24 protein-coding genes are annotated in these 26,527 nt (G+C 37.6%); 16 read left to right on the top strand and 8 right to left on the bottom strand.

Annotated elements, in window-relative coordinates:
- Window positions 1-122: 122 nt before the first annotated feature.
- Window positions 123-512: a DoxX family protein gene (locus AB1278_RS11925; protein WP_343638309.1), complete on the bottom strand. Its 390-nt coding sequence runs from the start codon at window positions 510-512 to the stop codon at window positions 123-125.
- A gap of 146 nt (window positions 513-658) precedes the next feature.
- Complete coding sequence (locus AB1278_RS11920) at window positions 659-1,642, bottom strand: polysaccharide deacetylase family protein (protein ID WP_343638307.1); 984 nt, start codon at window positions 1,640-1,642, stop codon at window positions 659-661.
- A 90-nt stretch (window positions 1,643-1,732) separates the two neighbouring features.
- On the opposite strand from AB1278_RS11920, the gene AB1278_RS11915 reads away from it, so the two are divergent.
- From AB1278_RS11915 to AB1278_RS11905, 3 genes are read left to right on the top strand one after another with little or no spacing between them, the layout of a single operon-like run.
- Complete coding sequence (locus AB1278_RS11915) at window positions 1,733-2,578, top strand: AraC family transcriptional regulator (protein ID WP_429814509.1); 846 nt, start codon at window positions 1,733-1,735, stop codon at window positions 2,576-2,578.
- 59 nt (window positions 2,579-2,637) lie between these two features.
- Window positions 2,638-3,099, top strand: coding sequence for an NUDIX hydrolase (locus tag AB1278_RS11910; protein ID WP_202840402.1), 462 nt, complete (start codon window positions 2,638-2,640; stop codon window positions 3,097-3,099).
- Between the two features lie 18 nt (window positions 3,100-3,117).
- Window positions 3,118-3,345 carry a hypothetical protein gene (locus tag AB1278_RS11905; protein WP_062669420.1) on the top strand — a complete coding sequence of 76 codons (228 nt, stop codon included), beginning with the start codon at window positions 3,118-3,120 and terminating at the stop codon, window positions 3,343-3,345.
- Window positions 3,346-3,408: 63 nt separating this feature from the next.
- Here the strand turns inward: AB1278_RS11905 and AB1278_RS11900 are convergent, their stop codons facing one another.
- Window positions 3,409-3,900 carry a hypothetical protein gene (locus AB1278_RS11900; protein ID WP_062669418.1) on the bottom strand — a complete coding sequence of 164 codons (492 nt, stop codon included), beginning with the start codon at window positions 3,898-3,900 and terminating at the stop codon, window positions 3,409-3,411.
- A 213-nt stretch (window positions 3,901-4,113) separates the two neighbouring features.
- On the opposite strand from AB1278_RS11900, the gene AB1278_RS11895 reads away from it, so the two are divergent.
- The gene (locus AB1278_RS11895) at window positions 4,114-5,322 is read left to right on the top strand and encodes a hypothetical protein (RefSeq protein WP_429814504.1); all 1,209 of its coding nucleotides are present in this window, start codon (window positions 4,114-4,116) and stop codon (window positions 5,320-5,322) included.
- A 302-nt stretch (window positions 5,323-5,624) separates the two neighbouring features.
- Here the strand turns inward: AB1278_RS11895 and AB1278_RS11890 are convergent, their stop codons facing one another.
- Complete coding sequence (locus AB1278_RS11890; protein WP_227944447.1) at window positions 5,625-6,689, bottom strand: IS110 family transposase; 1,065 nt, start codon at window positions 6,687-6,689, stop codon at window positions 5,625-5,627.
- Window positions 6,690-6,988: 299 nt separating this feature from the next.
- On the opposite strand from AB1278_RS11890, the gene AB1278_RS11885 reads away from it, so the two are divergent.
- Window positions 6,989-7,474, top strand: a complete 486-nt coding sequence (locus tag AB1278_RS11885) for a hypothetical protein (protein ID WP_343641637.1) — start codon at window positions 6,989-6,991, stop codon at window positions 7,472-7,474.
- A 66-nt stretch (window positions 7,475-7,540) separates the two neighbouring features.
- On the opposite strand, the gene AB1278_RS11880 is transcribed toward AB1278_RS11885, so the two are convergent.
- Window positions 7,541-7,930: a Fur family transcriptional regulator gene (locus AB1278_RS11880; protein ID WP_429814501.1), complete on the bottom strand. Its 390-nt coding sequence runs from the start codon at window positions 7,928-7,930 to the stop codon at window positions 7,541-7,543.
- 86 nt (window positions 7,931-8,016) lie between these two features.
- On the opposite strand from AB1278_RS11880, the gene AB1278_RS11875 reads away from it, so the two are divergent.
- The 3 genes from AB1278_RS11875 (at window position 8,017) to AB1278_RS11865 (ending at window position 11,037) form a co-directional block, all read left to right on the top strand.
- The gene (locus AB1278_RS11875; protein WP_429814498.1) at window positions 8,017-8,355 is read left to right on the top strand and encodes a MerC domain-containing protein; all 339 of its coding nucleotides are present in this window, start codon (window positions 8,017-8,019) and stop codon (window positions 8,353-8,355) included.
- A 3-nt stretch (window positions 8,356-8,358) separates the two neighbouring features.
- Complete coding sequence (locus tag AB1278_RS11870; protein WP_429814495.1) at window positions 8,359-9,561, top strand: GTP-binding protein; 1,203 nt, start codon at window positions 8,359-8,361, stop codon at window positions 9,559-9,561.
- A 78-nt stretch (window positions 9,562-9,639) separates the two neighbouring features.
- Complete coding sequence (locus AB1278_RS11865) at window positions 9,640-11,037, top strand: alkaline phosphatase (RefSeq protein WP_429814492.1); 1,398 nt, start codon at window positions 9,640-9,642, stop codon at window positions 11,035-11,037.
- Between the two features lie 83 nt (window positions 11,038-11,120).
- Here the strand turns inward: AB1278_RS11865 and AB1278_RS11860 are convergent, their stop codons facing one another.
- Together AB1278_RS11860 and AB1278_RS11855 are read right to left on the bottom strand one after the other, a co-directional pair.
- A complete protein-coding gene (locus tag AB1278_RS11860) occupies window positions 11,121-11,945 on the bottom strand; it encodes an anti-sigma factor (protein WP_395973672.1) in 825 nt (274 codons plus the stop codon).
- Between the two features lies 1 nt (window position 11,946).
- Window positions 11,947-12,456: an RNA polymerase sigma factor gene (locus tag AB1278_RS11855; protein WP_395973674.1), complete on the bottom strand. Its 510-nt coding sequence runs from the start codon at window positions 12,454-12,456 to the stop codon at window positions 11,947-11,949.
- Between the two features lie 399 nt (window positions 12,457-12,855).
- Here AB1278_RS11855 and AB1278_RS11850 point away from each other — a divergent pair, with 399 nt between their 5' ends.
- The 7 genes from AB1278_RS11850 (at window position 12,856) to AB1278_RS11820 (ending at window position 24,260) form a co-directional block, all read left to right on the top strand.
- Complete coding sequence (locus tag AB1278_RS11850; protein ID WP_110011588.1) at window positions 12,856-13,425, top strand: fasciclin domain-containing protein; 570 nt, start codon at window positions 12,856-12,858, stop codon at window positions 13,423-13,425.
- Window positions 13,426-13,503: 78 nt separating this feature from the next.
- On the top strand, window positions 13,504-14,214 hold the full coding sequence (locus AB1278_RS11845; RefSeq protein WP_110011587.1) for a ferritin-like domain-containing protein: 711 nt from the start codon (window positions 13,504-13,506) through the stop codon (window positions 14,212-14,214).
- 23 nt (window positions 14,215-14,237) lie between these two features.
- Window positions 14,238-15,053 (top strand): ferritin-like domain-containing protein, encoded by an 816-nt coding sequence (locus tag AB1278_RS11840; RefSeq protein ID WP_137904970.1) that lies wholly within the window; start codon window positions 14,238-14,240, stop codon window positions 15,051-15,053.
- A gap of 403 nt (window positions 15,054-15,456) precedes the next feature.
- The gene (locus tag AB1278_RS11835) at window positions 15,457-19,383 is read left to right on the top strand and encodes a response regulator (protein ID WP_429814486.1); all 3,927 of its coding nucleotides are present in this window, start codon (window positions 15,457-15,459) and stop codon (window positions 19,381-19,383) included.
- A gap of 12 nt (window positions 19,384-19,395) precedes the next feature.
- Window positions 19,396-19,752, top strand: coding sequence for a response regulator transcription factor (locus AB1278_RS11830; RefSeq protein WP_110011584.1), 357 nt, complete (start codon window positions 19,396-19,398; stop codon window positions 19,750-19,752).
- Window positions 19,753-19,761: 9 nt separating this feature from the next.
- Window positions 19,762-20,829 carry a HEAT repeat domain-containing protein gene (locus AB1278_RS11825; protein ID WP_343641654.1) on the top strand — a complete coding sequence of 356 codons (1,068 nt, stop codon included), beginning with the start codon at window positions 19,762-19,764 and terminating at the stop codon, window positions 20,827-20,829.
- The gene (locus AB1278_RS11820; protein WP_429814482.1) at window positions 20,823-24,260 is read left to right on the top strand and encodes a sulfatase-like hydrolase/transferase; all 3,438 of its coding nucleotides are present in this window, start codon (window positions 20,823-20,825) and stop codon (window positions 24,258-24,260) included. The genes AB1278_RS11825 and AB1278_RS11820 overlap by 7 nt, the downstream gene beginning before the upstream one ends.
- Here AB1278_RS11820 and AB1278_RS11815 read toward each other — a convergent pair.
- Window positions 24,257-25,492 (bottom strand): YaiO family outer membrane beta-barrel protein, encoded by a 1,236-nt coding sequence (locus AB1278_RS11815; RefSeq protein WP_429814479.1) that lies wholly within the window; start codon window positions 25,490-25,492, stop codon window positions 24,257-24,259. The two genes, AB1278_RS11820 and AB1278_RS11815, sit on opposite strands and share 4 nt — an antisense overlap.
- Window positions 25,493-25,681: 189 nt before the next feature.
- Here AB1278_RS11815 and xth point away from each other — a divergent pair, with 189 nt between their 5' ends.
- Window positions 25,682-26,461 carry an exodeoxyribonuclease III gene (xth, locus tag AB1278_RS11810; RefSeq protein WP_429814476.1) on the top strand — a complete coding sequence of 260 codons (780 nt, stop codon included), beginning with the start codon at window positions 25,682-25,684 and terminating at the stop codon, window positions 26,459-26,461.
- Window positions 26,462-26,527: the final 66 nt, after the last annotated feature.

Genomic DNA, 26,527 nt, shown 5'->3' with positions numbered 1-26,527 from the left:
ATTTTACCTAAATAAACTTAAGTGTATTAAAATGAAACCTTTTGTGACTTTTGTGGTTGGATAAAGAGTAAAAAAATTTATAATAATCAGGTAATTCTTTACTTTTTTCAGCCTTACTGTTTTTATTTTCGATCCAAGGCCAGGTAATTATTCTCAATTCTGCTGATCAGAATATAGAACAGGCCTGCATAAATCATCTGAATTCCCATTGCTTCCCAGTTTTCAACAGTACTGCTTCCAAAAAGAAGCAGGATAATGAGAGAAGCTCCGGCCATCGCCGCAATTCGGGTTTTAAAACCAATGATCAGCAGAAGGCCGATTGTAAATTCGAGAAAGGGGAGAGTGACACCAAACAGGTGCACCAATGGCTGCGGAAGCCAGCTTGTTTCAAAACCCTTCATCATTCCTGATGCAAAGTCCTGCAATTTCACGAGACGAACCAATCCGTGTCCCAAAAAGTTGATTCCCATCGATACACGAAGGAAAAAATAGGCTGTTTTTGTATTGTTCATAAAGGTATTTTTTTTAGCATGGAAGCGGGATGCTGGAAGATATAAATCTGTTGGGATTCACTTTCAATGTGTTTATCATCATTTCAATTATCTCTAATTTGTTTTTACAGACTTCGATAACTTCCTTCCTCCAGCTTCCAGCTTCCTTACTTATTAAACTTTTCTTCGCTGTTGTCAACCGGAGTATCGGGATCGTTCATCACCATTTTGGCAATATCATCTTTTCTCATAAAAACGACTCCCTGTTTTTGTTGTGTATATTGAATAAATTCCTCCATGGCATGTACCATTGCAGGAGTTCCACCGATTCTGTCATGAAAACTGATACTCATCATTCTCCTTTTGGAAGCTCCTTCTTCATACAAGCGGTCAAATTCAAATTTCAGCTGGGCCAAAAACTGCTCCGGGCTCCATTGTTTCCCTTCAATATTGACAATATCATTGTTACGAAGCGTATAAGGAACGACTACAAAGTTTTTTCCTTTTACTTTAGTTATAAAAGGTTCATCATGGCTTAGATCATCAATATGATACAGAAAACCCAGTTCCTGTAATACTTTAAGTGTATTCGGGCTTCTTCTCAACCAGTTGGCATTATAACCAACAGCTTTCTGCCCTGTAATTTTTTCAACAACATCCACACCTTTCTTTACGAAATTCAGTTCGTCAGCATAATTTTTATTCCACTGGTTATCCCAGGTAAAGCCATGAGCTGCAATTTCATGACCTCCGTTTGCAATAGCTTTAGCGACTTCAGGATACTTTTCAGCAGCAGTTCCTACGACATGAGAGGTAACTTTAATGTCATATTTTTTCCATAAATCCAGCATACGGTAAATTCCTTCATTTCCTCCGTAGCGGTACCAGCTTTCTGCGGGAAGATCCGGCTGTCCTTTAGGAAGAGGAGTTCCACTGAAAGGACTTTCAGCGCCTTCCGGCTGTCCGCCGGTCTCAAACTGCATAGAAACGGAAATGACCAATTGAGCACCATTCGGCCAGTATTTTTTTGCCGGAGCCTGTTTTTCATGCTGTTGCTTTTTTTCTTTTGTATCCCTGTCATGATGATCAGAAAAAGACATCAGAACAATTGCTGAGGCAAGCAGCAATACTGATTGTTTTATATATTTCATTTTGAATGTATTGATAAGGCAAAATTCATCAATAATCCATTGGCATATATTGTAAAAATTAATGGTAATTTTGTAAAAATTCATTCTGCTATGAAACGAATCGTTAATTTCAACTCTTTTAATGTTTTCAGCATTGAAAAGGAAAACTGGGATGTTGAATATCACAATCATAATTTTTATGAACTGATCATCATAGAAAGCGGAAAAGGATTTCATCACCTCAACAACATTACTTTCCCTTATAAAAAGGGTGATGTTTTTCTCCTGAGACCCAGTGACGGACATGAATTTTCAATTAAAAACAAAACAAAATTCATTTATATAAAATTTACAGAACAGTATATCTGGGAAAATCTTCTGCTAAATAAAAAAAATGAACTTAAAAAGATTGTACAGCTCCTGATGGAAGATCATTCCTTCGTGTACGAATCGGCGATTAAGAGTAAAACAGACAGGGAGCATCTTTTACAGCTTGCCCGGATTCTTCTGTATGAATTCAGCCATAAAAATACCTATAACAAAGAGATAACTACTGATCTGTTTTCAAGCATTATGACTATTTTGATCCGGAATACAATGCAAAATGCCACTGCAAAAAACTGGCTCACCCAAAACCTTAACAAAATTGAAAAGATCATGTACTATATCAATGTCAATGCTCTCGATGCTGATAAAATGAAAATTGAGAACCTGGCTGAAGAATTTATGCTTTCTCCCAATTATATCAGCATTTATATCAAAAAACAGACAGGCTTCTCCATACAACAGCATATTATACAATATAAAATAAAAACGGCTGAAAAGCTTTTACTTCAGAGTCATTATAATATCAGTGAAATTGCTGACAAGCTGGGTTTCAATGATGCCAGCCACTTTAATAAAATATTCAAAACGTACAAACAAATGTCACCCTCTCAGGTTAAAAAGAAAGGCTGATCTTATTGATCATCTGATTATATTTTTTTTATATCTTTAATAATCAAATATTTAAACCCATGAAAACAAGTTCCGGGATTCTGCTCTTTAAAAAAGAAAAAGACAGTCTGTATTACTTTCTGGTTCATCCCGGCGGCCCTTTCTGGAGAAATAAAGATTCTGGCGCATGGTCTATCCCCAAAGGAGAAATTCTTCCTGATGAAGATCCATTAGTGAGGGCATTAACGGAATTTAAAGAAGAAACAGGTAAAGCAGCAGAAGGCCAATTCATAGAATTATCACCCATCAGACAAAAAGGAGGAAAAATAGTTTATGCATGGGCCCTGGAAGGAGATATTGATACATCAGATCTTTACAGCAATAGCTTTCCATTAGAATGGCCGCCCAAATCCGGCAAAATAATTGAAATTCCCGAAGTGGACCAATGGGAGTGGTTTGCTTCAGAGGAAGCACAAAAACGGATCAATCCGGCACAGAAAGATTTCATTACAGAACTTGAAAGTATATTAAAAAATCACTAACACCTAACAACAAAAGCCATGAAAAAATTAAACAGAAAAACATTAAAAAACATGATCGGAGCCATTGGAATAGAACTGAATCTTCCTCTTCCTGTAGGCGTTTGCCTTGGCAATCTGCTTTCCCTTTGTCCTCCTCATTCTCATTGCCGTGCAGATGAAAGATGCTATCCTGATGCTGCCGGTCCCTGCATCAACGGGCTTTGTCCATCAGGCTACCACTGCCATTCGGGGGAATGTGTCAGATAGAACAAGAAAACAAAAAACCTTTATCAGTACTGATAAAGGTTTTTTATATAGTACAACTATAATTTATCGTTTTATTCCAATTGCTTTTAATGCACTGGATGTTAAAAAGATATCATCAAATACCGTCAGTGATTCTACATCATTGAAGCCTGTAGGGATCAGATCATTTTTATTAAAAGACAATTCGATAGAAGGGTCGTATGAAGCAATGATTCTCACTTTTGAATATCCATTATAATCTACCTTAAAACCTTCAAACATACAGTTCTGCTCAGCCTTCTGGTACTCTGCATATTCTTCAAAACCTACAATATCCGTTCTTCTTCCATCGTTATGGTCAAGAGATTTCCATGCGGTATAATTTTTCGGTTCTTTCAGAATATTTCCTTTACGGTCTACAGGAACAAACATTCCAAGAGTTAAACGCTTCTTTAAGAAATTGGCATAATTATTCATCAGATTCAAAATCTGAAGATCGGCATATCCTTCGTGTGAATAATATTCCAGCACGAAAGTTGTCATCGGAATCAGCTTAAGAGAAGCATCAGTGGGCATAATGAGTTTTTACTTTTTTGGCCGATAAAAATAGTATTTTTATTTACTTTACCCAATGGGAACAGATGAATAGGATGGAATTTATACCCATTCTGAATAACAATAACTTTGGCATAAACCCTGATTTTTCATTATTTTTGAAGGAATAACCACAGAAACCATTATGAACCATCTGCAAAAAACAGGATCGTTTTTGTGGATATGCATTACAATATGTTGAATAAGATACTATTGGCAGCCGGCATTTTTCAGTGCTGCTTTTATAATACCATGGCACAAAGCCCTGGCCAACGCCCTGTTTATACGTCAGAATGGGGATATCTCTTTCGTGAAAGTGGAAAAAATAAAGATCTTTTAGGAATATTTTCTACCGAAGCTCCTGTTTATGTTCTGGATTCAACCCAAACGCAATACAAAGTACAGGTAAGCAACGGTGATATTGGATTTATAGACCGTCAGCCGTTACAAAAAAGCATGCGTGGGAAAAAGTCTGCCGGCGAACCCGCTCAGTATTTTTATAGAGGAACAGAAGGACATCAATGTCCACATTTTTATGTGCAGGTATCTGAGCTGCGTGTACGAAAAGCTCCTACCACAGAAAGTACAGCCATACGCAGGGCTGCTTTAAACGAACTTGTCTGTATAGATTATGTTCCTTTATATGAGGACGGCTGGATTTATATCGGGGATCATTTTCATGAGAATCCGGAATATATCCAGATGAAATACTTGGGAACCGGACTTACTTACGACAGAATTCTTAAAGATTATCTCGCAGTTAAAGGTAAAAACAAGGAAAAAGAACTGGCTCAGGTGGGAAGATTACGTGAAATTGCATGGCAGGAAGATAAAAACCTTAAACAAGCATTACAGTACTGGAAAGAATCCAATACCAGTGTAGAAAATCCAAAAGTAGATATTGATTTTGAACTTCTTCTGGCAGATCAACTGGCAAAAAAACCTGGAACTGAAGCTTATGAAAAAAAGCTGAAAGCCTTAAATATGCATTTTGTATGGCAAGAAACCAAGCTTTTTGACGGAAAAATCACTGATGCACAGATGAAACAGCTGGAGATGCAGAAGGTAAAAGACATTCCCAATACCCCTGAATGCGGCTGGGATCCTCAATATTTTTACAGAACCTCTGATATGATGGTTGCTTTTGAAGAATATAAAGGAAAAGTTTCCGGAAGCATTTACAAAATGTCCTTCAACAATGGCGAAGCTGTGATTCTGGGAAATGAACGTATGGATTCTAATTATAACGAAAAGGATTTTGTCAACCATTTTGGCGAATTGCTTTCAACACGCTGGATTTCTTCTCCACACGAATATCACATTCAGAATGGAGATGCCGGGCTCTTTATTTTTACTTTTAAAGAGGGGAAACTTTTCAGCTATGAATGCATGTATTATTGTTAAATGAATTGTTAATTATATTGATCAATAGAGGCGGGTTTTAACCCGCACATTTTATTATTTATTTTTCAAAGGTTTCAGCCTGAACTTAGCCAATATTAAGTTTTGGCTGAAGCCGACATATCTGTATTTAATTGTTAAAACGGGCTAAAGCCCGTTCCTATTGAATATTTACATTTGTCTCTGCTATAATACCTAATTTATATATCAATAGAAGCGGGCTTTAGCCCGCCTATTTTATAAAGTATTCTTCCATTGGCTTTAGATTCTGTGTTAACTTCCAAATATTTTTTATACATTTATATTTATAAAAGCGACCTTGAGTTAGCTTGCGTAGGGTGAACGTCTTTGATTTTTACCCTACTTTCTTCAAAATCTATCTGATAAAAAGTTTTATTTTTAAATAAAATATACATCAGTTCCAAGAGTTTTCTTTGTACAGCAACCAATCCCTTCATTTTAATTCCTGTTTTTTCTGTAATTCTTTGAAACAAATCCTGATGGTTTTTATTCATTTTGACGGCTGTCATGGCAGGAAAATGTAATGTTTTTCGAATATTTTTATTTCCTTTCTTACTAATTCTTGGCTTACCTTTTATTGATGTTCCGGACTGTTTCTCGCGGATATCTAATCCTGCATAACTTACCAGTTGTTTTTTATTTCTGATTAGCTCAAAACCATTGGTTTCAGCTAAAACAGCAATTGCCGTTGATTTTCCAATACCCGGAATACTGCTCAACAGATTAACTCCCCTGGTAGCCTCAGGACTTTTCTTTACCTGTGCAAGCATATCCTCATTAATTTCTTTCTCCTGTTTTTTCAATAGCGAAATACGCTCGGTCAGCCGTTTTATGGTTCTTGAATTCGGAAGAGCTTGAGTCTTTTCAGCATGCAGCTGATTCATACACCTTACCCTTTCCTGAATAACCTGGTTTTTCTCGCGGCTTAGCTGCTGAAGTTCTTTATACACAAGGTTTGCGGGTTGCCATAATTCTAGTTTTCTGCTTAAACCAAACTGTGTAATAGCTATGGAACAGCTTTTATCGGTAATGGTTTTGATATCCAGAGTCCTGATGAAATTACTGATCTTATTAGGCAGCACAATGACTGTTTTTTCTTCCTTTGCATAAAGAAAATGAGCAAATCTTTCATGATACACCCCTGTAGCCTCCATGACAAAAATAACCTCTATATTAAGTGTCTTTTTGCTGTACACCCATTTAAGAAGTGATTCAAAGCCTTTTTCGCTGTTGCTAAAAACTTTATAATCTTTGATTTCTGTACTTAGATCTTCCATTAATTTGCCAAAACTTGCCACCAGTTCATCTTTGGCTACATCTATTCCTACAACCTGTTTTAATGCACTCATATTTTTATCTTTAAATAAAAGCAAGTCTTCCTTCGTTTTGTCTCCTGATTATTATCCAAGATATCTTTTTCGATTCTTTAAATTCTGTTCAAACTCTAAAAGGAATAAAGAAGTGAGGACATTTCTAAAGCACAATATACTTCCTGAGTTATTTAGCCAAAACTGTTCTCTCACCCCTTTTGCTTTGTATGTAAATTTATTCTTTTGCAAACATAGGAGCCGAAACTTAAAATATTTTCTAACATAAGTGATTAAATTTTAAAGCCGTATCTTTACGTCACCAAACAAAATATTACAATATGTCATTTATAACACCAGAAGGAGCCAGGAAGGCTCAGCTATCCCTATCTGAAAGAGCACCCGTTGCTCATTCCATTCTCTCTGGGGAAGAGAATATTTCGAAATACAACAGTGGAGTATGTCATGATGTGGTTGCCTATGCATTGTATATGCGTGGTGCCAGGATAAGTCCTACTCAGCTTGCCGAATCTGCAGGACAAAAATGGTTAACCTTATTCAATTATCCGGCGGGAGAAAAGTGGGATGGATATACCCCTATTCCGGCAGGAAAAGCCATTGGTTTTTACAGGCTTATCGACAAAACATTCTTTCATTCGGCTATTACTACGGGAAATGGTAATGAAATCCGTTCTGTTAACGGTTTTTCATTAGGATCAGCATGGAATGTACCTGTAGACATGAAATGGGTATTGGGTAAAAAGAATTCTGACGGAACCTTCAATTATGACGGTACCAAGATAGAAGTCTATATTTCTTCTTTATAACAGAATTTATATTTCACTACAATAAAAGGGCAGATCAGCATATTCGCTTTTCTGCCTTTTTCTTTTTCAGGCATCAGCACATTTCGGGCATATACCGCTGATAATAAAATTATATTCCTGTGCAATAAAATGCTCCGGCAGACTGATTTCCGGAATAGCGTTTTCAATACACGTAACGGAATGACATTCCTTACAGTTGAAATGAATATGATTATGAAAATGCTGTTCATGGGTACATTTTCCACTGCACTTTGCAAAATTCACTACACCATCAATATTGACGATCTTGTGTATCGCACCTTCGTTTTCAAGCCTTTCCAGAACCCTGTAGATGGTTACTCTGTTGCACAGATCTCCAAGTTTCTTCTGAATATCAGAATGGGTAAGGGCAACATCCGAACTATTAATAAGGTTTAAAATTTCAGTTTTGGCGTGAGTATTTCTGACCTGTCTCATATTTTAATGCAACAAAGTTGCGTTATTTGAATTTTTATTTCTACTTTTGCAACAAAGTTACAATAAGAAAATTAATCCATACTATTATGAAATCAAAAATTCTTGATGCTGTAGGAATCTCCGCTGCTGTTTTATGCCTGATTCATTGTATTGTCTTTCCACTGCTATTAATTGTTCCATTGGGAATCTCCCATAATCCTTATATTGATCTGGTTTTCCTTTTCATTGGAGCCATTGTGGTATTGAGAATAACAAAGAAAATGGAAAACCGGTGGCTGAAGTTTCAGTTCTGGATATCATTAAGCCTTATTTTCATTTCTATATTGACAGATTTTCTGTTTGAAGTTCATCTTCCTCTGATCTATATCGGAGCTATCGGTTTGATTACAGGTCATATCATCAACTTTAAAAATCATAAACATTAAAACATGACTAAGAAACTTCCTGTAACGGTACTCAGCGGATTTCTGGGAGCGGGTAAAACGACATTATTGAATCATATTCTGCATAACAAACAAGGTTTAAAAGTAGCCGTGATAGTGAACGATATGAGTGAAATTAATATTGACGCACGCCTGGTTGAAAATCAAAACACGCTTTCAAGAACAGAAGAAAAGCTTGTTGAAATGAGTAACGGATGCATCTGCTGTACACTTCGTGAAGATCTTATGGTAGAAGTAGAACGTCTTGCCAGTGAAAACCGTTTTGATTACCTCCTTATTGAAAGTACGGGAATCAGTGAACCGATTCCTGTAGCTCAAACCTTTACCTATGTTGATGAAGAGAGCGGAATAGATCTTTCCCGTTTCAGTTATGTTGATACAATGGTAACGGTGGTCGATTGTTTCAATTTCATGAAAGATTTTGGATCTAATGAACTACTGATGGACCGCGATCTTACTGATATGGGAGGCGACTACAGAACGATTGTTAATCTTCTGACTGATCAGATTGAATTTGCCAACGTGATTATTTTAAACAAAACAGATCTTATCGATACTGAGACACTTGGCTTTTTAAAAGCAGCAATCAGGAAGTTAAATCCGGAGGCGACCCTTTTACAATCGGAGTTTGGAAAAATTGATCCTCAAAAGATTTTGAATACACAGCTTTTTGATTTCGATAAAGCACAGTCATCCGCTGGCTGGCAAAAAGAGTTACAGGCTGATCATCACACCCCGGAAACTGAAGAATATGGAATAAGTTCACTGGTTTTCAGAGATAAAAAGCCCTTCCATCCCATAAGACTCTGGGAATATCTGAATCATCATTATCCGGAAGGAACCATCAGAGCAAAAGGTCTGTTCTGGCTGGCTTCAAGACCTGATGATGCATTGAATTTCTCTCAGGCAGGAGGTTCTTTCAGGCTCGAAAAAGCAGGAGTCTGGTGGTGCAGCATGCCGATGAGCCACAGGATTCAGTATTCATCATTTTCAGACAATCAGAAGTTTATAGAAAGCAGATGGGATAAAAACTGGGGTGACAGGATCAATGAACTGGTATTTATCGGGCAGAATCTGGACAAAGATCAGATGCTGGCAGATCTTCAGCAATGTCTTATTAATGAAAAAGAAAAGGAACAATTCGATAAGAAACGAAGTTTCGAGGATCCGTTCCCAAAGAATATTTAAAATTAACTTTTAATTAATGCAACAAAGTTACGATAAAGAATTAAATACGATAACTTTCAGCATTATTTCAAAAACAATATGGACAGAAGAAAATTTCTAAAAGGATCTGCAATACTTTCAGGATTATTGACCTTATCGCCATCTGATCTCTGGAGCTTCGGAAAGAGCACCGAACTGCACCGGAAAGGAAAAGCTAAGAATATTATTTTTATGATCAGTGACGGGATGAGCCTTGGAACACTTTCGATGGCAGATCTTTATTCACGGAATATTTTAGGAAAAGGAAGCAACTGGCTTAATCTGTATCATGATAAAAAGGTAACCCGTGCTTTGATGGACACCGCTTCAGCAAGTTCTGTTGTGACAGATTCTGCTGCCGCAAGTTCAGCCTTTGGAGGGGGAATCAGAGTGAAAAACGGAGTTTTAAACATCGGAGCTAACGGAGAGAAACATCTTCCGATATGGCAGCAATATAAAAAAGCAGGAAAAAAAGCAGGCTGCGTGACTACGGTAACCATTACTCATGCTACTCCTGCCGGATTCTGTGTAAATTCTTCGAAAAGAAATGCTGAACCTCAAATTGCTGAAATGTACGCCGAGCTTGAACTCGATGTGCTGTTAGGTGGTGGAGACGAATTTTTTAATCCTGCCAAAAGAGAAGATAAAAAAGACCTTTATTCTGTTTACAGCAAAAAAGGATACAGAATTCTGAAAACACAAAATGATCTGAAAGATGTCAATGAAGGGGAGAAGCTGCTAGGTATTTTCAATACAGGAGCGTTGCCTTACAGCATCGACAGAACGCATCTTCCGGAATATAAAAATACACCCACTCTTGCTGAAATGGCCGGTACTGCTATCCGTCAGATGAAAGATCATTCCGAAGGTTTTGTCCTTCAGATCGAGGCCGGAAAAGTAGACTGGTCTGCCCATGCCAATGACGTAGCGGCACTCATCCATGATCAGCTGGCATTTGATGAAGCGGTAAAAACAGTCATGGATTTTGCCGAAAAAGACGGAAATACTTTAGTCATCATCACTACAGACCATGGAAATGCTAATCCGGGAACTATTTACGGAGCAGAGGCTACTACACATTTTAACAGCATTTCAGAATACAAATACACCAATGAATACATTCTGAATAAGATTAACAAAGATGATTCGGTAAAAGACATTAAAGACTGGATTTATGAGAGCAACAAGATTACTCTGAGTGACGATGAAGCTAAGCATATGCTAAGTTTCTACAACGGTCTTGAAAAAGAGGAAGCGGGACTTTATAATTACAAGAAACTGCCTTTTAAACTGTATTCAGAAATTCAGAAAAGCAGAAATTCCGTAGGATGGATCAGCATGGATCATTCCGGAGATTACGTGGAAGTCGCTGCTTACGGCCCCGGAAATGAACTTTTACAGCCGTTTATTAAAAATACAGACCTTCACGATCTGATGCTGAAGGCCTGTCTGGTTTAGACATTCATATTTTTTCATATTTAATTATTTGGGAGATACGAGGCGGATTGATTGTGTCCGCCTTGTTTTGTATCAACAGGGGTTTAGATTTCCCCCATTACAAACATATTTTCCATAGTAGGAACATTACTTCCACCTGCTTTTTCAAGTGTAATGGCAAAAGCCTGCGCTTTGGGAATATTGGCCAAAGCAATTTTGCTGTCTTTATCTTCAGTGTACATTCCGGCATTTACCGGTTTTCCATCTTCTATGGCCCAGAGCTGATACTGCATTCCTTCGGGAGCTTTAGGAAGTTTTTCCGCATTCAGATACACTTCTTTTGTTTTTTTATCCCAGAAAACCATTGCTTTGGCGTCTGTGTGCTTCTCTACGCCCTTCAGCATAACCATCTGCATATCGGGATTGGAAAGCATATCCATCTTTCGGTTCATTTTTTCCATAGCCTGATCCTTCTGCTTTTTATCAGCTATCATTAAAGCTATTTCTTTTTGACTGGCAGACTGGCTGTTCATCCAGAATACATTTCCGGCAACACTTACGAGGAACAATACAGAAGCTGCTATGGCATATGTTTTCCAGGGTGTATTTTTCCTGAAATCATTTCTTTCTGTAGTATTTTCTGTTTCTCTTTTTACTTCAGGAAGAACTGCCGGAAGAACAGGAGTTATTTCTTCAACCACCTGTTCCTGCTGAATTTTGTTCCAGATCTTCGATTTCAAATCACTTGGAGGTGTTACAGCCTGAGCTGTAGCAAGATGTTCCAAAGTCTTCTGTGCTTCTTCAAAAGCTTCTTTTACTTCAGCATTATTCTTCATCACACACTCCAAAATCCCTGCTTCCTCGGGAGAAGCATGGCCAAGAATATAAGATTCTATAATTCCGGATGATATGTATTCTTTAGTGTTCAATTTATTGATAATCTTTTAGCAAATCCTTTAATTTCATCAGCGCATTCCGCATTTTCGTTTTTACCGTTCCCAGCGGTATCTTCAGTTTTTCTGATATTTCATGTTGGGTATATCCCTGGTAATAAGCAAGGTTGATGAGCTCCTGTTTGTCTGTTTCCAGACCTTCCAGCACGTTGTTAAATCCGATATAATCGGAAGAATGGTTAGTCGTTGAAAGCTCTGCAGTATTATATACGAAATCCGGAAGTGCTTGGTTTTTAAGCTCATTCTGGAAAGCTTTTGATTTTAAATAATCAATGGCTGTATTCCTGGCAATATTGATGATCCAAGTATAAAACCTCCCTTTAGAAGCATCATACTGATGGATAGAATTCCATATTTTAACAAAAACATCCTGAATCACTTCTTCGGTATATTCCTTAGACTGAACGATCCGAAGAATAATCCCGTACAACGCACCGGAATAGTGGTCATACAGATAATGAAAACCAGTTTCGTTTTTCTCTTTCAATAAAACGATAAGCTCCTCTTCAGAATAGGTTGTTTTAATAGCTTTTATTTTTTCTTTCCAAATGTAATAAAATAAAACACATAGACAATAAAATCTAACACATCTTTTATTTCGTACACAATTTTATATAAATCATTGAAAAATATTCAATATCAGAAATTCTACCTATAAAGCTATAGAATAATCCTGTTGAGAATATCATTATTGTACCTCAGAATTGGTTTAAAAAACGGTTTTTAAAATTCGAAAGTATTATAAAATTACTACGGGGATAAAATTAACAAACTAAAAATCAATACATTAAAATAAATTTACTTTTTTTTCAATCTAAAATAAAACCAACCTCGTAAATGACATTAAAAGCACGAATTAAATATAATTAACAAAAAAATAACTACAATGAACACACAATCAAAAATCACAGTTCTAGCAATGGTAGCTCTATCATTTGCATTCAGTGGGAAGGTAACTGCACAAACGATGAAAGAAAAAACAGTAATGGTAGGGGGAGCTCCTATGTATCCTTCTAAGAACATTATTGAAAATGCAGTCAACTCAAAGGATCACAAAACCCTTGTCGCTGCGGTAAAAGCTGCCGGCCTGGTAGAAACATTACAGGGTGCGGGACCTTTTACAGTATTGGCACCTACAGATGCAGCCTTTGCCAAACTTCCGAAAGGTACCGTAGAAAACCTTGTAAAACCTGAAAATAAAGCGATGCTTACTTCTATTTTAACCTATCATGTTCTTCCGGGAAGATATAGCGCTAAAGAAATATGGGCCGCTGTAAAAGCAGGAAACGGAAAAAGCATGATGAAAACTGTACAGGGTGAAGATCTTACATTCTGGACAAAAGGTAAAAATCTTTACATAAAAGACGCAAAAGGAAACAGCGCCAAAGTAACGATTGCTGATGTGAACCAGTCTAATGGAGTGATTCATGTAATCGATACAGTATTGATGCCATAACAAATTCTAAGATTTCAGACAGCATATTCCAATGTGCTGTTTTTATCTCTTATTTATCCAACACTAAAAATAAATACTATGAAAAAAACAATTCAGGTTTCTAATCAGGGTGCAACCCTTGATACCAGCAGAAGAAGCTTTTTAAAACTAAGTGGAGTAGGATTGGCTATTGCAGGCCTTACCATCATCGGATGTAATGATGATGATGACTTCCAGATTATAGAAGAATCAAAGTACGATCTTGGAACCGGAGATGTAGGGGTATTAAATTATGCCTATGCTTTGGAACAGCTTGAAGCAGATTTTTATACAAAAGTGGTCAACAATTTTTATACAGGAATTTCCAGTATTGAAAAAGAGATTTTTACAGACCTCTATCATCATGAGGTGATTCACAGGGATTTTTTCAAAGTTGCCATTAGTGGTGCTACAGATCATGTGCTTCCCAAGCTTGAATTCCAGTATCCGAATGTGAATTTTAATGATAGAAATTCAGTACTGGCTACAGCAAAGGCACTGGAAGATACCGGTGTTGCAGCTTACAATGGAGCAGGAAAATACATTTCCAATCCGGCTTATCTCGTTATTGCCGGTAAAATAGTTTCTGTGGAAGCCAGACATGCTTCTGCCATCAGAAATTTAATCAATCCCGGATCTGCAGATTTTTCAGGAGATGATGTAATCGACGCCAACGGACTTGATCTTGCCAAAGAGCCGAAAGATATCGTAATGGCTGCCGGAGCATTTATCAAAACACCATTTACCTGGAAAGAAAGAGGAATCAACTAAACATCACCCTAAAAACTCACATTATGAATATTCTTAGATTACTGGATAAACTTTCTGATGATAAATTTTTCACCAAGGAAGCATCAAGATTAGAAACGATTACTGATATTTCATTATTCGGGAAAAAAGCAGCTACAGCAGCTGTACCCCTTGGTTTGGGTGCTATGATGGCCACTCCTGCCAAAGCAGAAACTACCAAAACAGCATTAACAGGTACTGCTTTAAAAAGTACACTTACAGATGCTTTACAACTAGCGCTGGTACTGGAATATCTTGAAAATGAATATTACAGCATAGGTTTGTCAACCCCGGGACTGATTCCCAATGGAGACCGAACTGTTTTTATGCAGATTTCGAAGCATGAATCGGCTCATGTAAGTTTTTTGAAAAGTACACTGACTTCTTTAGGAACAACTCCCGGAAATAAACCTATTTTTGACTTTACAGCCGGCGGAAACTTTATGCCTTTTACAGATTATAACCAGTTTCTTATCCTTGCGCAGGCTTTTGAAGATACCGGAGTGAGAGCTTACAAAGGGCAGGCAGGAAATGTGATGTCCAACAAAGTGGTTCTGCAGGCAGCGTTACAGATTCACTCCGTTGAAGCCAGACATGCCTCACAGGTAAGAAGAATGCGAGCGAATAAAGGATGGATTGAGCTTGCCAACGGAGGAAGTATGCCCTCCGCCACCAATCCGGTTTATGCAGGAGAAGAAAATACCAACCAGGCAGGTTATAATACCGGAACTTTATTTGGTGCCGCAGCAGGTTCTGCAGCCTACGACGAAATTTTAAGCGGTAGCGATGCACAAGCCATTGCTTCCCTGTTCATAGTATAGTTGTGATTTGGATGATGATAAGTGGTGAGTCCATTTCCGTATTTTCAGGGAATGGACTTTTTTCTAAATCAATCCTCAGGCCTTAAGAAAACACACAATCAATATCTTATATTCATCCCGATTCATCTTTTAAGTACCATATTCACTTATGGTGCTTTTATTTTCATAATGCTCGTTATTTCAATATAAATACAGAATTCACGTAAGCTAATTTAAAATAAATACACATATAGCTTTATTAACAAATTTACTGCAATACAATACAAAATTATTTTGTAATTTGGTTTACTTATTAAAATAATAATTTAAAGCGCTTAAAAATATTTAAAATATAAACTTTAAGGCCTTGATTATCATTTTTTAATAATCAAAAAAGAAAAGTCTCTAATTGTTGATATAATATATGAAGAAGTATCCAATTCCTGCGAATGAAGAAAGCCGAATGAAGAAACTGGAGTATTTTGGTCTTTTAAACCTTGAAAAAGACCCCCAGTTAGATATTTTCGCAGAAACAGCGTGTCTGGTGACAGACTGCCCGGCAGGGCTTATTGCCATGATGGAAAGCGAAACCCAGACTATCCAAAGCTGTGTGGGGCTTGCTCTTGATTTTGTAGACCGGAAGAATACTGTATGTCAATACTCTATCGCCAGTGGTGATATTGTTATTATCAACGATACTTTATTAGACGAAAGATCTTCTGATAATGCAATTATTCTGGCAGGTGGAATCCGGTTTTATGCGGGAGTTCCCCTGATTGATGATGAGGGATTTGTATTAGGAACACTCTGTGTTATCGACTACAAACCTAAAACAATTACAGATGATCAGATTTCAACTCTGAAAAAAATAGGAGAAGCAGTCACAAAAGTTCTCATGGGAAAAAGGAAAAATCTCCAGGCTGAGTATTTTCAGCAGACTTTTACCATTTCCAATAATCTGATCTGTGTTCTGGATAAGGATTTTGTGCTGAAGGATGTGAATCCGACTTTCGAGAGAGTGTTTCAATTAGATAAAGCAGAGGTTATTAATCAGAATTTCATGGATCTGATAGGGAATCACAATTCTCAGCTGCAAATGCTTTCCAAAAATCTTCCCGATACCAATGAAGAAGTTACATTTACGACTTCAACAAAGATAGATGATACTCAAACCATCATTATTGAATGGTATTTAAAGCTCAATCAAAATCACTCGGAGATTTTTTGTTTCGGAATCAATATCACCCAGCGTATAGAAGAAAAGGTTAAACTGGAAAGCTCTGAACGCCGCTTCAGAAGCTTCTTCGAAAACGCCATAGGATTGATGAGTATGCATGATATGGAAGGTAATATCATTGCTGTCAATGAAAAAGGAAGAGAAACCCTGCAATATTCTTCCGAAGAAGTAGAAAGATTGAATTTAAGAGACCTTGTTCCCCAAAAAAACTGGCACCTTCTCGAGCAATATCTCGAAAGAATCAATAAAAACGAGGAAGATTTCGGAACCATGATCCTGAAAACAAAAGGAGGTGAAGAAATGATCTGGATGTATCACAATCTTGTGGAAATCAACAAAGAAGGAAATCCTTATGTGGTAAGTACTGCCCTGAATGTTACTGAAAGAGTAAGTTTGGAAAAAGACCTTGTTCAAACCAAAAAGATGCTGGAACAGACAAGTGCTGTGGCACAGGTGGGTGGATGGGAAGTCAACCTGAAAAACAATACCGTTTTTTGGTCACAGTCTACCAGGGAAATCCATAAAATAGATAGAGATTTCCAGCCCGATTTTGAAAATGCACTGGGCTTTTACAGTGAAAAAAGTAGGGAAAAGCTGGAATTTTTATTCGAAAAGGCTGTAAAAGAAGGCGTTCCCTACGATGAAGAATTACAGCTTATACAGAATGACGGCGTGATGATCTGGGTAAGGGTAAAAGGGATCCCGGAATTTGAGGATGGAGTATGCACCAGAGTCTATGGAATCATTCAGAATATTGATACCTTCAAAAATATCTACCTTGAGCTGGCCAGGAAAGAGGCTATGCTGCAATCTTTTGTAAAATACGTACCTGCTACAGTAGCCATGTTTGACAAAGATCTCAATTATGTTTCTGTAAGCAGAAGCTGGAAAGATGAGTTTCAGATGAATGACATCAGGCTTATTGGTGAAAATATGTTTAAGATATCGCCCAATGTACCGGATGAAAGAATAAAAATATATCAGGATGCACTGGCCGGAAAGGCCTATAAGAATGAAGACATGGCCATAGAAATTCCTGGTAAAGAAATCATTCAGCATTACAGCGTAGAGGTGACACCATGGTATCTTTCCAATCATGTTATAGGAGGAATTATTGTTTCTGCCCAGAATATTACAGCCTCAGTAAGAATCAACAGAGAACTGAAAAATGCCAAGAAAATGGCAGATATTGCCAGTAAAGCAAAAACTGAATTCCTGGCCAACATGAGCCATGAAATCCGGACTCCGCTGAACGGGGTAATCGGTTTTTCCGACCTTCTTTTAAAAACTCCATTGAACGAGATACAGACTCAATATCTCCACTATATTAATGAATCAGGAGAAAATCTGTTGAATATCATCAATGACATCCTTGATTTTTCTAAGGTAGAATCCGGAAAAATGGATCTTATTGTGGAAAAAGCCAATATTTACGACATGGTAAGTCAGGTAATCAATGTTATCCTTTACCAGTCGCAGAAAAAAAATATAGAATTGCTGCTGAATATAGAACCGGGACTTCCTGAAACAATCTGGCTGGATGAATCAAGGCTGAAACAGATTTTGATCAATCTTCTTGGAAATGCCGTAAAATTTACAGAACAGGGAGAAATAGAACTTAAAGTAGAAAAACTGAATCTGGACAGCAAAAATATCACCCTGAGATTTTCCGTAAGAGACACCGGAATTGGTATTCCTAAGGAAAAACAGCAGCATATTTTCGATGCCTTTACCCAGGAAAACAGCTCGATCAGCAAACGCTATGGAGGAACAGGTCTCGGATTGACCATCTCCAATAATATTCTGAAATATATGGGAAGCAGCTTGTCATTGGTAAGCGAACTTCATAAAGGTTCTGTCTTCTATTTTGATATAGAGGTTCCTTATGAAATGTCCGACCGTCATGAAGATGAAGAGCTGCCAATCAATAAGGTTCTTATCGTAGATGACAATGAAGCCAACAGGATTATTATTCAGCACATGCTGGCTTATAAAAATATAGATTCAAAGCTGGCTGCCAATGGAATGGAGGCGCTTCAGATCTTACTTGCGGGAGAACGCTTTGATGTTATCCTGATGGATTACCATATGCCAATTATTTCCGGGCTGGAAACCATAGAAAAAATCAAAGACCTGTTTAATCAGCAGAATGAATCCTCACCTTTGATTATCCTTCATACCTCATCTGAAGAACATGATGTGATTAATTATTTCCGTCAGGAAAGCGATTCATACTTCCTGTTAAAACCTATTAAATCAGAAGAACTCTATAAAACATTAAGCCGGGCTGTGAAAAATACGGAAAAAGACGTAACCAGCATTTCACAGCAGGAAACCGAATCTTGCTTTTTGATGCAGTCACCACAGGTTTTACTCGTGGACGATAATCCGGTTAACATGGTTCTCAACCATAAAATGATAGGTTCATTGATTCCTGATGCGGAGCTTACAGAAGCTACGGATGGGCTCCAGGCATGGCAGCTTTGTCAGGGAAAAAAATTCAATATCATTTTAATGGATGTCCAGATGCCGGTAATGGATGGTATTGAAGCTACAAAACAAATCCGTTTGCTTCCGGAATATTCTGATATCCCAATTATTGGCGTCACTGCCGGTAATGTGTTGGGAGAGAAGGAAAAGTGTCTGGATTCCGGGATGAATGACTTCCTTCCTAAACCTTTAAGACAAAATGATCTGCTGGAAATACTGAAAAAATACATTCCTGGTGAAAATAATATTCCAGAGGAGAATAATGTTCCGGACGAGAATACCACAGATACAGAAAATGATCTTGATATAAATCTTCTGAACGAACAGATAGGTGATGATGATGAAGATTTTAGAAAAATATTCCTGGATCTTGTCATGCAACAGCTTACTCAGGCTGAAGAAGATATTAAAAAAAGCGCAGCTGAAAAAGACAGTCCCAATCTGAAACTGATCCTTCATAAGCTCAAAGGAACAGCAGGAACAGCAGGATTGGTAACGCTTACAAAAAATGCGGCCAGCTGGGAGAGTAAAGCGGAACCCGACATAGATTTTATCTCCATGGAAAAAGAAATGATCCGGGAAATAACAAAAGGATTACAATTAATTAAAAATTTAATACAATAAAAAACCAAAATTATGCTGATTCTAATCGCCGAAGACGACGAACTGATTCTAAAAACGATTGAACACAAATTATTAAAAGAAGGGCACGAAGTGATCCTGACCCGAAACGGGAAAGACGCTATTGAAACCCTTAAAACGAGAGAGGTAGATCTGGCTATCACTGATATTATGATGCCTTTTGCCTCCGGAATTGAAATACTTTCTGCCATTAAAACCATGGGCAAGCAGATACCGGTAATCATGCTTTCCAGTATGGGGCAGGAGGAAGTAGTATTGAATGCATTCGATTTGGGCGCAGCCGATTTTATTGTAAAGCCATTCAGTCCCAATGAATTGATATTAAGAATAAAAAGATTTTCTTCAAAATAAACTACAGCCATGTTTCTCACCACTTCTGTGCATTTTCTTTTTCTTGTTTTCCTGGGAATGCTATCTTTAGTACTTTTACTGATCATCGTTGTACTGATCTACAGCTTTTATCAGTACAGAGAATCTATCCGGGTTTTAAGATGGTCTGAGGTGATCAATAAAAAGATCTCAGAAGTGATTGTATATGGTGAAGAAGAATTGGCTGCAGACACTAATTTTTCAACAGCATCTGGTAGTGCTTCATTCAGAAATCTGTTTCTTCAGAAACTGGCAGAATCCGAGAAAAAATTTTCCGGAGCAGCACAGAATAAACTTAAAGATTTATTTCATGAATATGGCCTTCAGGAAGAAGCATTGAAAAAACTCAATCAAAAGAAGGAACATATTATTGCAGGAGGAATACAGGAACTTACCGCCATGCACGTACAGGAAGCGTTGCCAAAAATTTCTACATTTTTAACCCATCCTTCAGCTCAGGTGTATCAGGAGGCGCAATATGCAATGGTTAACTTTAAAGGATTCGAAGGTCTTCATTTCCTGAACAGCATTTCCTCCAAAATATCAGAATGGCAGCAGCTTCGTCTGCTTATTTCCGTAACACATATTCCGGAGAATTCCCGAGACAGCATTAAAAGCTGGATGGAAAGCTCTAATGAATCCGTAGTTATTTTTACCCTTAAACTCTTAAGAAAATTTCAGATATTATCACTTTATCCAACAGTGACTGATTTGTTGAATCATCCATCTGCTGATGTACGGATTCAGGCGGTGCAAACTTTATTATCGCTGGAAAATTCTTCAACAATCGCTGATCTTATGGAAATCTATCCCCATCAGCCAGCTGAAGTACAGAAAGAGATTCTCAAAGTCATGAAAAAGTCAAAAGACCAATACAGTACGGATTTTCTGAAAGATCAGTTATTGGAAAATCCGGATTCAGGGATAAAAGTATATGCAGCAGAAGCTTTATGTGCATTGGAGAAACAGGAATTACTGAAAGAGATATCCCAAAAGGAAACCTCTCCTGAAGAATTAATTCAAATTATTAAATACGCATTACAGGAAAAAGCATGTTAGAATTCTCACACATCATCTATGAAGTTGTTATCTGGCTGTTTCTGATTTACGGAACAGCAGTAGCCCTTATCTATGGCTGGATAGGAATTTATGCGCTTGGCGCTGTATTACGTTATAAAAAAGAAAATACATTTACAGACTACAGCATTATTGCGGCCAATCCCAATGCTCCGGTATTCAGCGTTATAGCTCCGGCATATAATGAAGGAATGACCATTGTAGAAAATGTACGTTCACTGTTATCTCTTTACTATCATAATCTGGAAATTATCATTGTAAATGACGGAAGTAAAGATGATTCCATGCAAAAGCTGATTGAGGCTTACGAACTTGAGTCTGTAGCTTATTTTATTCAGGGAAAAATTGAAACCAATGCGGTAAGAGGAGTTTATAAAAGTAAAAATCCGGCCTTCAAAAAACTGATTGTTGTTGATAAAGAAAACGGAGGAAAAGCCGATGCCTTAAATGTTGGAGTCAATATTTCTTCCGGAGACTATCTGGTCTGTATTGATGTTGACTGTATTCTCGAGCAGGATTCGATTTTAAAACTCGCAAAACCAATGCTGGAGCAGACTGATAAAAAGTTTATTGCCTGCGGTGGAGTGATTCGTCTGGCCAACAACTGTGTCATTGAAAACGGAAAAGTAGTAAGTGTCAATATGCCCAAATCTCTTTTGGGAAGAACACAGGCATTGGAATATATCCGGGCTTTTGTACTGGGACGTATGGCATGGTCCAGAGCATCAGGACTGATCCTGATCTCCGGGGCTTTTGGAGTCTTTGACCGGAAAATTGTACTGGCCTGCGGTGGCTATGATAAAAACACAGTGGGAGAGGACATGGAGCTGGTGGTAAGAATGAGAAAGTATATGGAGGAAAAGAATGAGCCTTACGAAGTACTTACCATTCCGGATCCTTTATGCTGGACAGAAGTTCCGGAATCCAAAGATATTCTCAGAAAACAACGAAACCGATGGATGCGCGGAACCATGGAAACTCTGTGGAAACACAGAAAACTCATGTTCAATCCGAAATATAAAAAATTAGGAATGATCAGTCTTCCTTACTGGTTCTTCTTTGAATTTCTGGGGCCGCTCATCGAATTTTCAGGGTATATTATCTTTATCATCTTTTTATTGCTTGGGATTATCAACTGGCCCTTCTTTCTGATCTTGTTTGCCCTCGTCATCTCAATGGGATTCCTCTATTCCATCTATGCGATATTGGTGGATCTTGTCAGCCATCAGGTTTATACCAAAAGGAAAGACTTCCTTAGACTAATTTTTACCGCTTTTTCCGAACCTTTTTATTTTCATCCTATTGTCGTAAAAGCAGGCGTTAACGGATTTATAGATTATTTCAAAAAATCCCATGGCTGGGGCGAAATGACAAGACAGGGCTTCAACCAAAGCACACAGCATTTACCGCTGAAAGAAAGGATATATGCCATTCTTCAGGCAGGACTTAAAAAATGGGGAATGCTGGCATTGGCTTTCTTTGCCTTATTTTTATTAGGAATAACCGCAGAATCACTGTGGTACAAATATACTTTTCCAAAATTTGAAACATCAGCCATTATTGGTCATCTTTTCTTAGAAAACATTTTATTTGCGCTTCAACTGACATTCTGTGTCGGAATTATATATCTGATTATTAATTTTGTTAAAGAAGGATGGGCAAAAATTCTGGGAATAATCACCCTGGTTATTGTAGCAGTTACTCAATATATTTTGTTCCTGTATTTTTCTGAAACCCGAAATGTTTTGGGTGCCGACCTTTTATACTACAGCAAAGAAGAGATGAAGCAGATTTTGCAGGCAAGCGGAATGCTGAACTTCAAAAACTTTGCATTGCTGGGAATTTTAATCGTGGGATCCTTGATTCCTTTGTGGATTGCAGGAAAAGGAGCTTTAAAATCAATCTATCCGGGAATAATACTATTGATTTTCGGGTTAACAGCATTTTTTATTCCTTCCAATGTAGTGGGAGCAAAGATTTTGAGTTCCGAAAGTGAGTTTAATCAAAATGCAGCAAAAAGTAAATGGGCTTATTTTTTTAAATCCAATAAAGACAATTTTATCAGCGACCATCCGGAACTCACTGAATTGCTGAGTGATAATGAAGATTTTACTGCCAATGCAGAAATGATTGATAAAAACTATCCGTTCTGGAGAAAAGAAAACACACCGGATTTTTTAGGTTCTTACTTTAATCGATCTGAGAAAGTTCCCAATCTTGTTTTTCTTGTGATGGAAGGTTTCGGACATGCGTATACTTCCCCAAAAGGATATATCGGAAACTTCACTCCTTATCTTGATTCACTGTCCCATAAAGGATTGTATTGGGAAAACAGTTTAAGCTCAGCAGGAAGAACATTCGGAGCATTACCGTCATTAACAGGATCTCTTCCTTTCGGAAAGAACGGCTTTCTTGAAATAGAAAAAACACCGGAGAATTTCAATCTTTATAATATCCTTAAAGCAAACGGTTTTGAAACAGGATTTTATTACGGAGGTCATGCATCATTTGACCGCTACCGTGAGTTTCTGGAATACAGCGGAGTAGATCATATTATTGACCAGGCTTCCTTCAGCAGTCCTTACAGTAAACTTCCTGCCAACAACGGGGAGAGCTGGGGATATGAAGATCAGGCTGTTTTAAGTAAAATGCAACAGCAGCAGAAACCACAGAATCAACCGTATTTCAATATGATACTTACGCTTTCAACCCATAATCCTTTTTTAATCAACAATAAGGATTATTATGAAAAGCTGTACAATCAAAGGCTTAATTCAGGAATTTTAACTCCTGAACAGAAAAAATGGGCATCTGCCCACAAAAATCAGCTCATTTCGGTATTGAATGCAGATGATGCAATGAAAGATTTCTTTGAAAATTACAGCAAACGACCGGACTTCAAAAACACCATTTTCATCATTACAGGAGATCACAGTATGCCTGAAATTACATTACAGTCTAAAATTGACAGATTCCATGTGCCATTATTAATCTATTCTCCGTTATTAAAAGAATCAAAGCGATTCTATAAAACGGTAAGTCATTTTGATATTGCGCCTTCGATTCTGGCGTACTACAGAAATAATTATCAAATCAAAACACCTTCTACCGTTACATGGGTAGGACGTGGCTTTTCAGCAGATTCTGAAATCAGCAAGGCCGGAATCCCTATGATGCAAAGTAAAAACCAGCTTATCGATTTTGTTTCTGAGAAATATTATATCCATGACGGGCAGCTTTTCACCCTTAAGAACATGGAGGAAGATAATTCCAATGATGCAGCATCCCTGAACAAGATCAATACCCGGTTCAATCAGTATAAAAGCATGAATGTCCGGTTTTATTCCACAAAGAAACTGATGCCGGATTCGGTAATGGTTAATTTTAAGAAAAAAACAAGGTCAAAGTTTTAAAACTTCCGGGTGTAACCTAAAGTAATGTCAAACTGATTTCCTCTCTCACCAGGACGGAATTCCTGGTTATAATACATGGTTCCTAAAGAAAAAAGATTGACAGAACGGTAAGAGAAATTATACTCAGCACCTATTTTAAAGGTTTTAAGCTTAAAGGTTTCATTTTCCAGAAGGTTATTTCGGTATTCTTCCGGGCTTATCCCGGTTCCGATCTGAAAGGCAACATAATCCTGAGCGCCTTTTGTGTAATATCTCACCGTTCCGGTATAAGAATGTGAAATATTTTTATTGTCAGGTGTAATATAAGTACGAAGGTTGAACCAGAAATTTTTATAATATTTTCCTACAGCCGCAGTATACATCCAGATATTGTTGCTGAAATGAAGCTGACGGTAACCCAGCTCTGCCTCAAAACTATGAGGAAGATTGGCATTCAGGGAAACTCCGGTACGGTATTTCGGAAACAGACCTACATCATCAGAATATCCTCCGCCAACATACAAATAGAACATTTTGGAAAGTCTTGGATACGCTTCCAGCTCAATCTGTGTTCCGCCTTGTGCAAACTTATTGGCATAATTGCCACGAAGGATTACAGAACCAATAGATGTAATTCTTTTGTAACTTACTCCCACAATATGCCAGTCATCATCAAACTGCTTGTCAAAATGGGAATAGTTGTAAATAATTCCAATAGCATTTTTAGAAGACAGATCCTTGATTCTTACTGCAAGAGCCCTCGCTTCTGTATTTTTGGGATTAATAGATAATAGAGTGGTTACCGCTTTGTCAGCTTCTTCATAATTATCCATTCCAAAATATACTTTTGCCTTTAGCAGCAGTAATGCCTCAGATTTTGAATGATAAGAAAGTCCTTTATCTATAATTTCAATTGCCTTTGTATTCTGATCATTCCAGTATTCGAGTGAAGCATACGCCAGGAAATAATCTTCATCCTGAACCTCTCTTTTTCCAAGATCTTCAAACACAGCTCTTGCCGCTTCAATATCTTTATTCCAGGTATATAATCTTCCCAAAAAAACAGAAATATCGGTATAATTGGGAGCTTTTACCAGCGCCTCTTTTGCCAGGGCAATAGATGTAGTATAATCTTTCTGTTCAAAAGCAGTGGTGCGGGCTTTAACAAACAATTCATCAGCAGTAAGATTCTGCTGGCTATACATGGTAATGGGAAAAAGTAATGCTAATAAAAAGGTCGGATATCTTTTCATCGAAGTTTATTATTAATGAGCTACATCTTTATCACAAATATATTGAACTTTTATCTCTCTACCCAGAGATTATTCACCAAAACTTATCTTTTTAAGATTATTCTTCCACAAAATATCAAATAACAGATATTTATGATGGAATAATTATTGTCGTAATTGAAAATAATTGATTTTCTAAAAACCTTCCTCATGAAAATAGCAACCTATAATGTTAACGGAATCAATGGCCGGCTTCCTGTTTTACTGAAGTGGCTGAAGGAAGCTTCACCAGACATCGTCTGCCTTCAGGAGCTAAAGACCCCACAGGAGCGTTTCCCTATACAGGAAATCAATAAAGCAGGATATCAGGCGATATGGAAAGGGCAGAAAAGCTGGAACGGAGTAGCCATATTGGCCAAAAATAAAGAAATAACTGAAGTACAAAGATCTTTGCCAGGTAACGCAGAAGATGTTCAAAGCCGATATATAGAAGCGATTATAGATCAAATGGTCATCTGCTGCCTGTATCTTCCCAATGGAAATCCTTATCCGGGACCTAAATTTGATTATAAATTGTCTTGGCTGAAACGTTTTAAGAGACGAACCAACCAGCTTATCAAAATGGAACTTCCCGCCATCCTTATCGGCGATTTCAATATTATTCCGGAACCTGTTGATGTTTATAAACCTGAGCGCTGGGAAAATGATGCCTTATACAGAACAGAAGTAAGAAAAGCATTTAAAGAACTCCAGAAAAAAGGCTGGCTGGATTCTCTGCGAAGTCTTTATCCTGATGAGAAAATCTATACATTCTGGGATTATTTATACAAAGCCTACGACCGCAATGCAGGAATGAGGCTTGATCATATTTTATTAAGTCCTTATCTACAGCCCAGACTGGTTTCCGGTGGAGTAGACACACATGTACGGGGTTGGGAAAAAAGCAGCGATCACGCTCCGGTTTGGATTGAACTTTCGGATCATCCCTGATAACTGAAGTTCATATATAAAAAACTCCCGGAATAAACCAGGAGTCTTTATATGATATCTATTTTA

Origin of the sequence: Chryseobacterium sp. NRRL B-14798 (genome assembly GCF_050470705.1) — a bacterium.
Classification (GTDB): Bacteria; Bacteroidota; Bacteroidia; order Flavobacteriales; family Weeksellaceae; genus Chryseobacterium; species Chryseobacterium cupriresistens.
This window is presented reverse-complemented; position numbering and strand designations above follow the sequence as displayed.

Coding starts and splice junctions, on each gene's coding strand:
- AB1278_RS11875 (WP_429814498.1), top strand. CDS start 8,017: ATGAAATCAAAAATTCTTGATGCTGTAGGAATCTCCGCTGCTGTTTTA.
- AB1278_RS11900 (WP_062669418.1), bottom strand. CDS start 3,900: ATGCCCACTGATGCTTCTCTTAAGCTGATTCCGATGACAACTTTCGTG.
- AB1278_RS11845 (WP_110011587.1), top strand. CDS start 13,504: ATGAAAAAAACAATTCAGGTTTCTAATCAGGGTGCAACCCTTGATACC.
- AB1278_RS11920 (WP_343638307.1), bottom strand. CDS start 1,642: ATGAAATATATAAAACAATCAGTATTGCTGCTTGCCTCAGCAATTGTT.
- AB1278_RS11895 (WP_429814504.1), top strand. CDS start 4,114: ATGTTGAATAAGATACTATTGGCAGCCGGCATTTTTCAGTGCTGCTTT.
- AB1278_RS11830 (WP_110011584.1), top strand. CDS start 19,396: ATGCTGATTCTAATCGCCGAAGACGACGAACTGATTCTAAAAACGATT.
- AB1278_RS11835 (WP_429814486.1), top strand. CDS start 15,457: ATGAAGAAGTATCCAATTCCTGCGAATGAAGAAAGCCGAATGAAGAAA.
- AB1278_RS11925 (WP_343638309.1), bottom strand. CDS start 512: ATGAACAATACAAAAACAGCCTATTTTTTCCTTCGTGTATCGATGGGA.
- AB1278_RS11840 (WP_137904970.1), top strand. CDS start 14,238: ATGAATATTCTTAGATTACTGGATAAACTTTCTGATGATAAATTTTTC.
- xth (WP_429814476.1), top strand. CDS start 25,682: ATGAAAATAGCAACCTATAATGTTAACGGAATCAATGGCCGGCTTCCT.
- AB1278_RS11815 (WP_429814479.1), bottom strand. CDS start 25,492: ATGAAAAGATATCCGACCTTTTTATTAGCATTACTTTTTCCCATTACC.
- AB1278_RS11885 (WP_343641637.1), top strand. CDS start 6,989: ATGTCATTTATAACACCAGAAGGAGCCAGGAAGGCTCAGCTATCCCTA.
- AB1278_RS11910 (WP_202840402.1), top strand. CDS start 2,638: ATGAAAACAAGTTCCGGGATTCTGCTCTTTAAAAAAGAAAAAGACAGT.
- AB1278_RS11850 (WP_110011588.1), top strand. CDS start 12,856: ATGAACACACAATCAAAAATCACAGTTCTAGCAATGGTAGCTCTATCA.
- AB1278_RS11890 (WP_227944447.1), bottom strand. CDS start 6,689: ATGAGTGCATTAAAACAGGTTGTAGGAATAGATGTAGCCAAAGATGAA.
- AB1278_RS11915 (WP_429814509.1), top strand. CDS start 1,733: ATGAAACGAATCGTTAATTTCAACTCTTTTAATGTTTTCAGCATTGAA.
- AB1278_RS11880 (WP_429814501.1), bottom strand. CDS start 7,930: ATGAGACAGGTCAGAAATACTCACGCCAAAACTGAAATTTTAAACCTT.
- AB1278_RS11905 (WP_062669420.1), top strand. CDS start 3,118: ATGAAAAAATTAAACAGAAAAACATTAAAAAACATGATCGGAGCCATT.
- AB1278_RS11820 (WP_429814482.1), top strand. CDS start 20,823: ATGTTAGAATTCTCACACATCATCTATGAAGTTGTTATCTGGCTGTTT.
- AB1278_RS11870 (WP_429814495.1), top strand. CDS start 8,359: ATGACTAAGAAACTTCCTGTAACGGTACTCAGCGGATTTCTGGGAGCG.
- AB1278_RS11865 (WP_429814492.1), top strand. CDS start 9,640: ATGGACAGAAGAAAATTTCTAAAAGGATCTGCAATACTTTCAGGATTA.
- AB1278_RS11825 (WP_343641654.1), top strand. CDS start 19,762: ATGTTTCTCACCACTTCTGTGCATTTTCTTTTTCTTGTTTTCCTGGGA.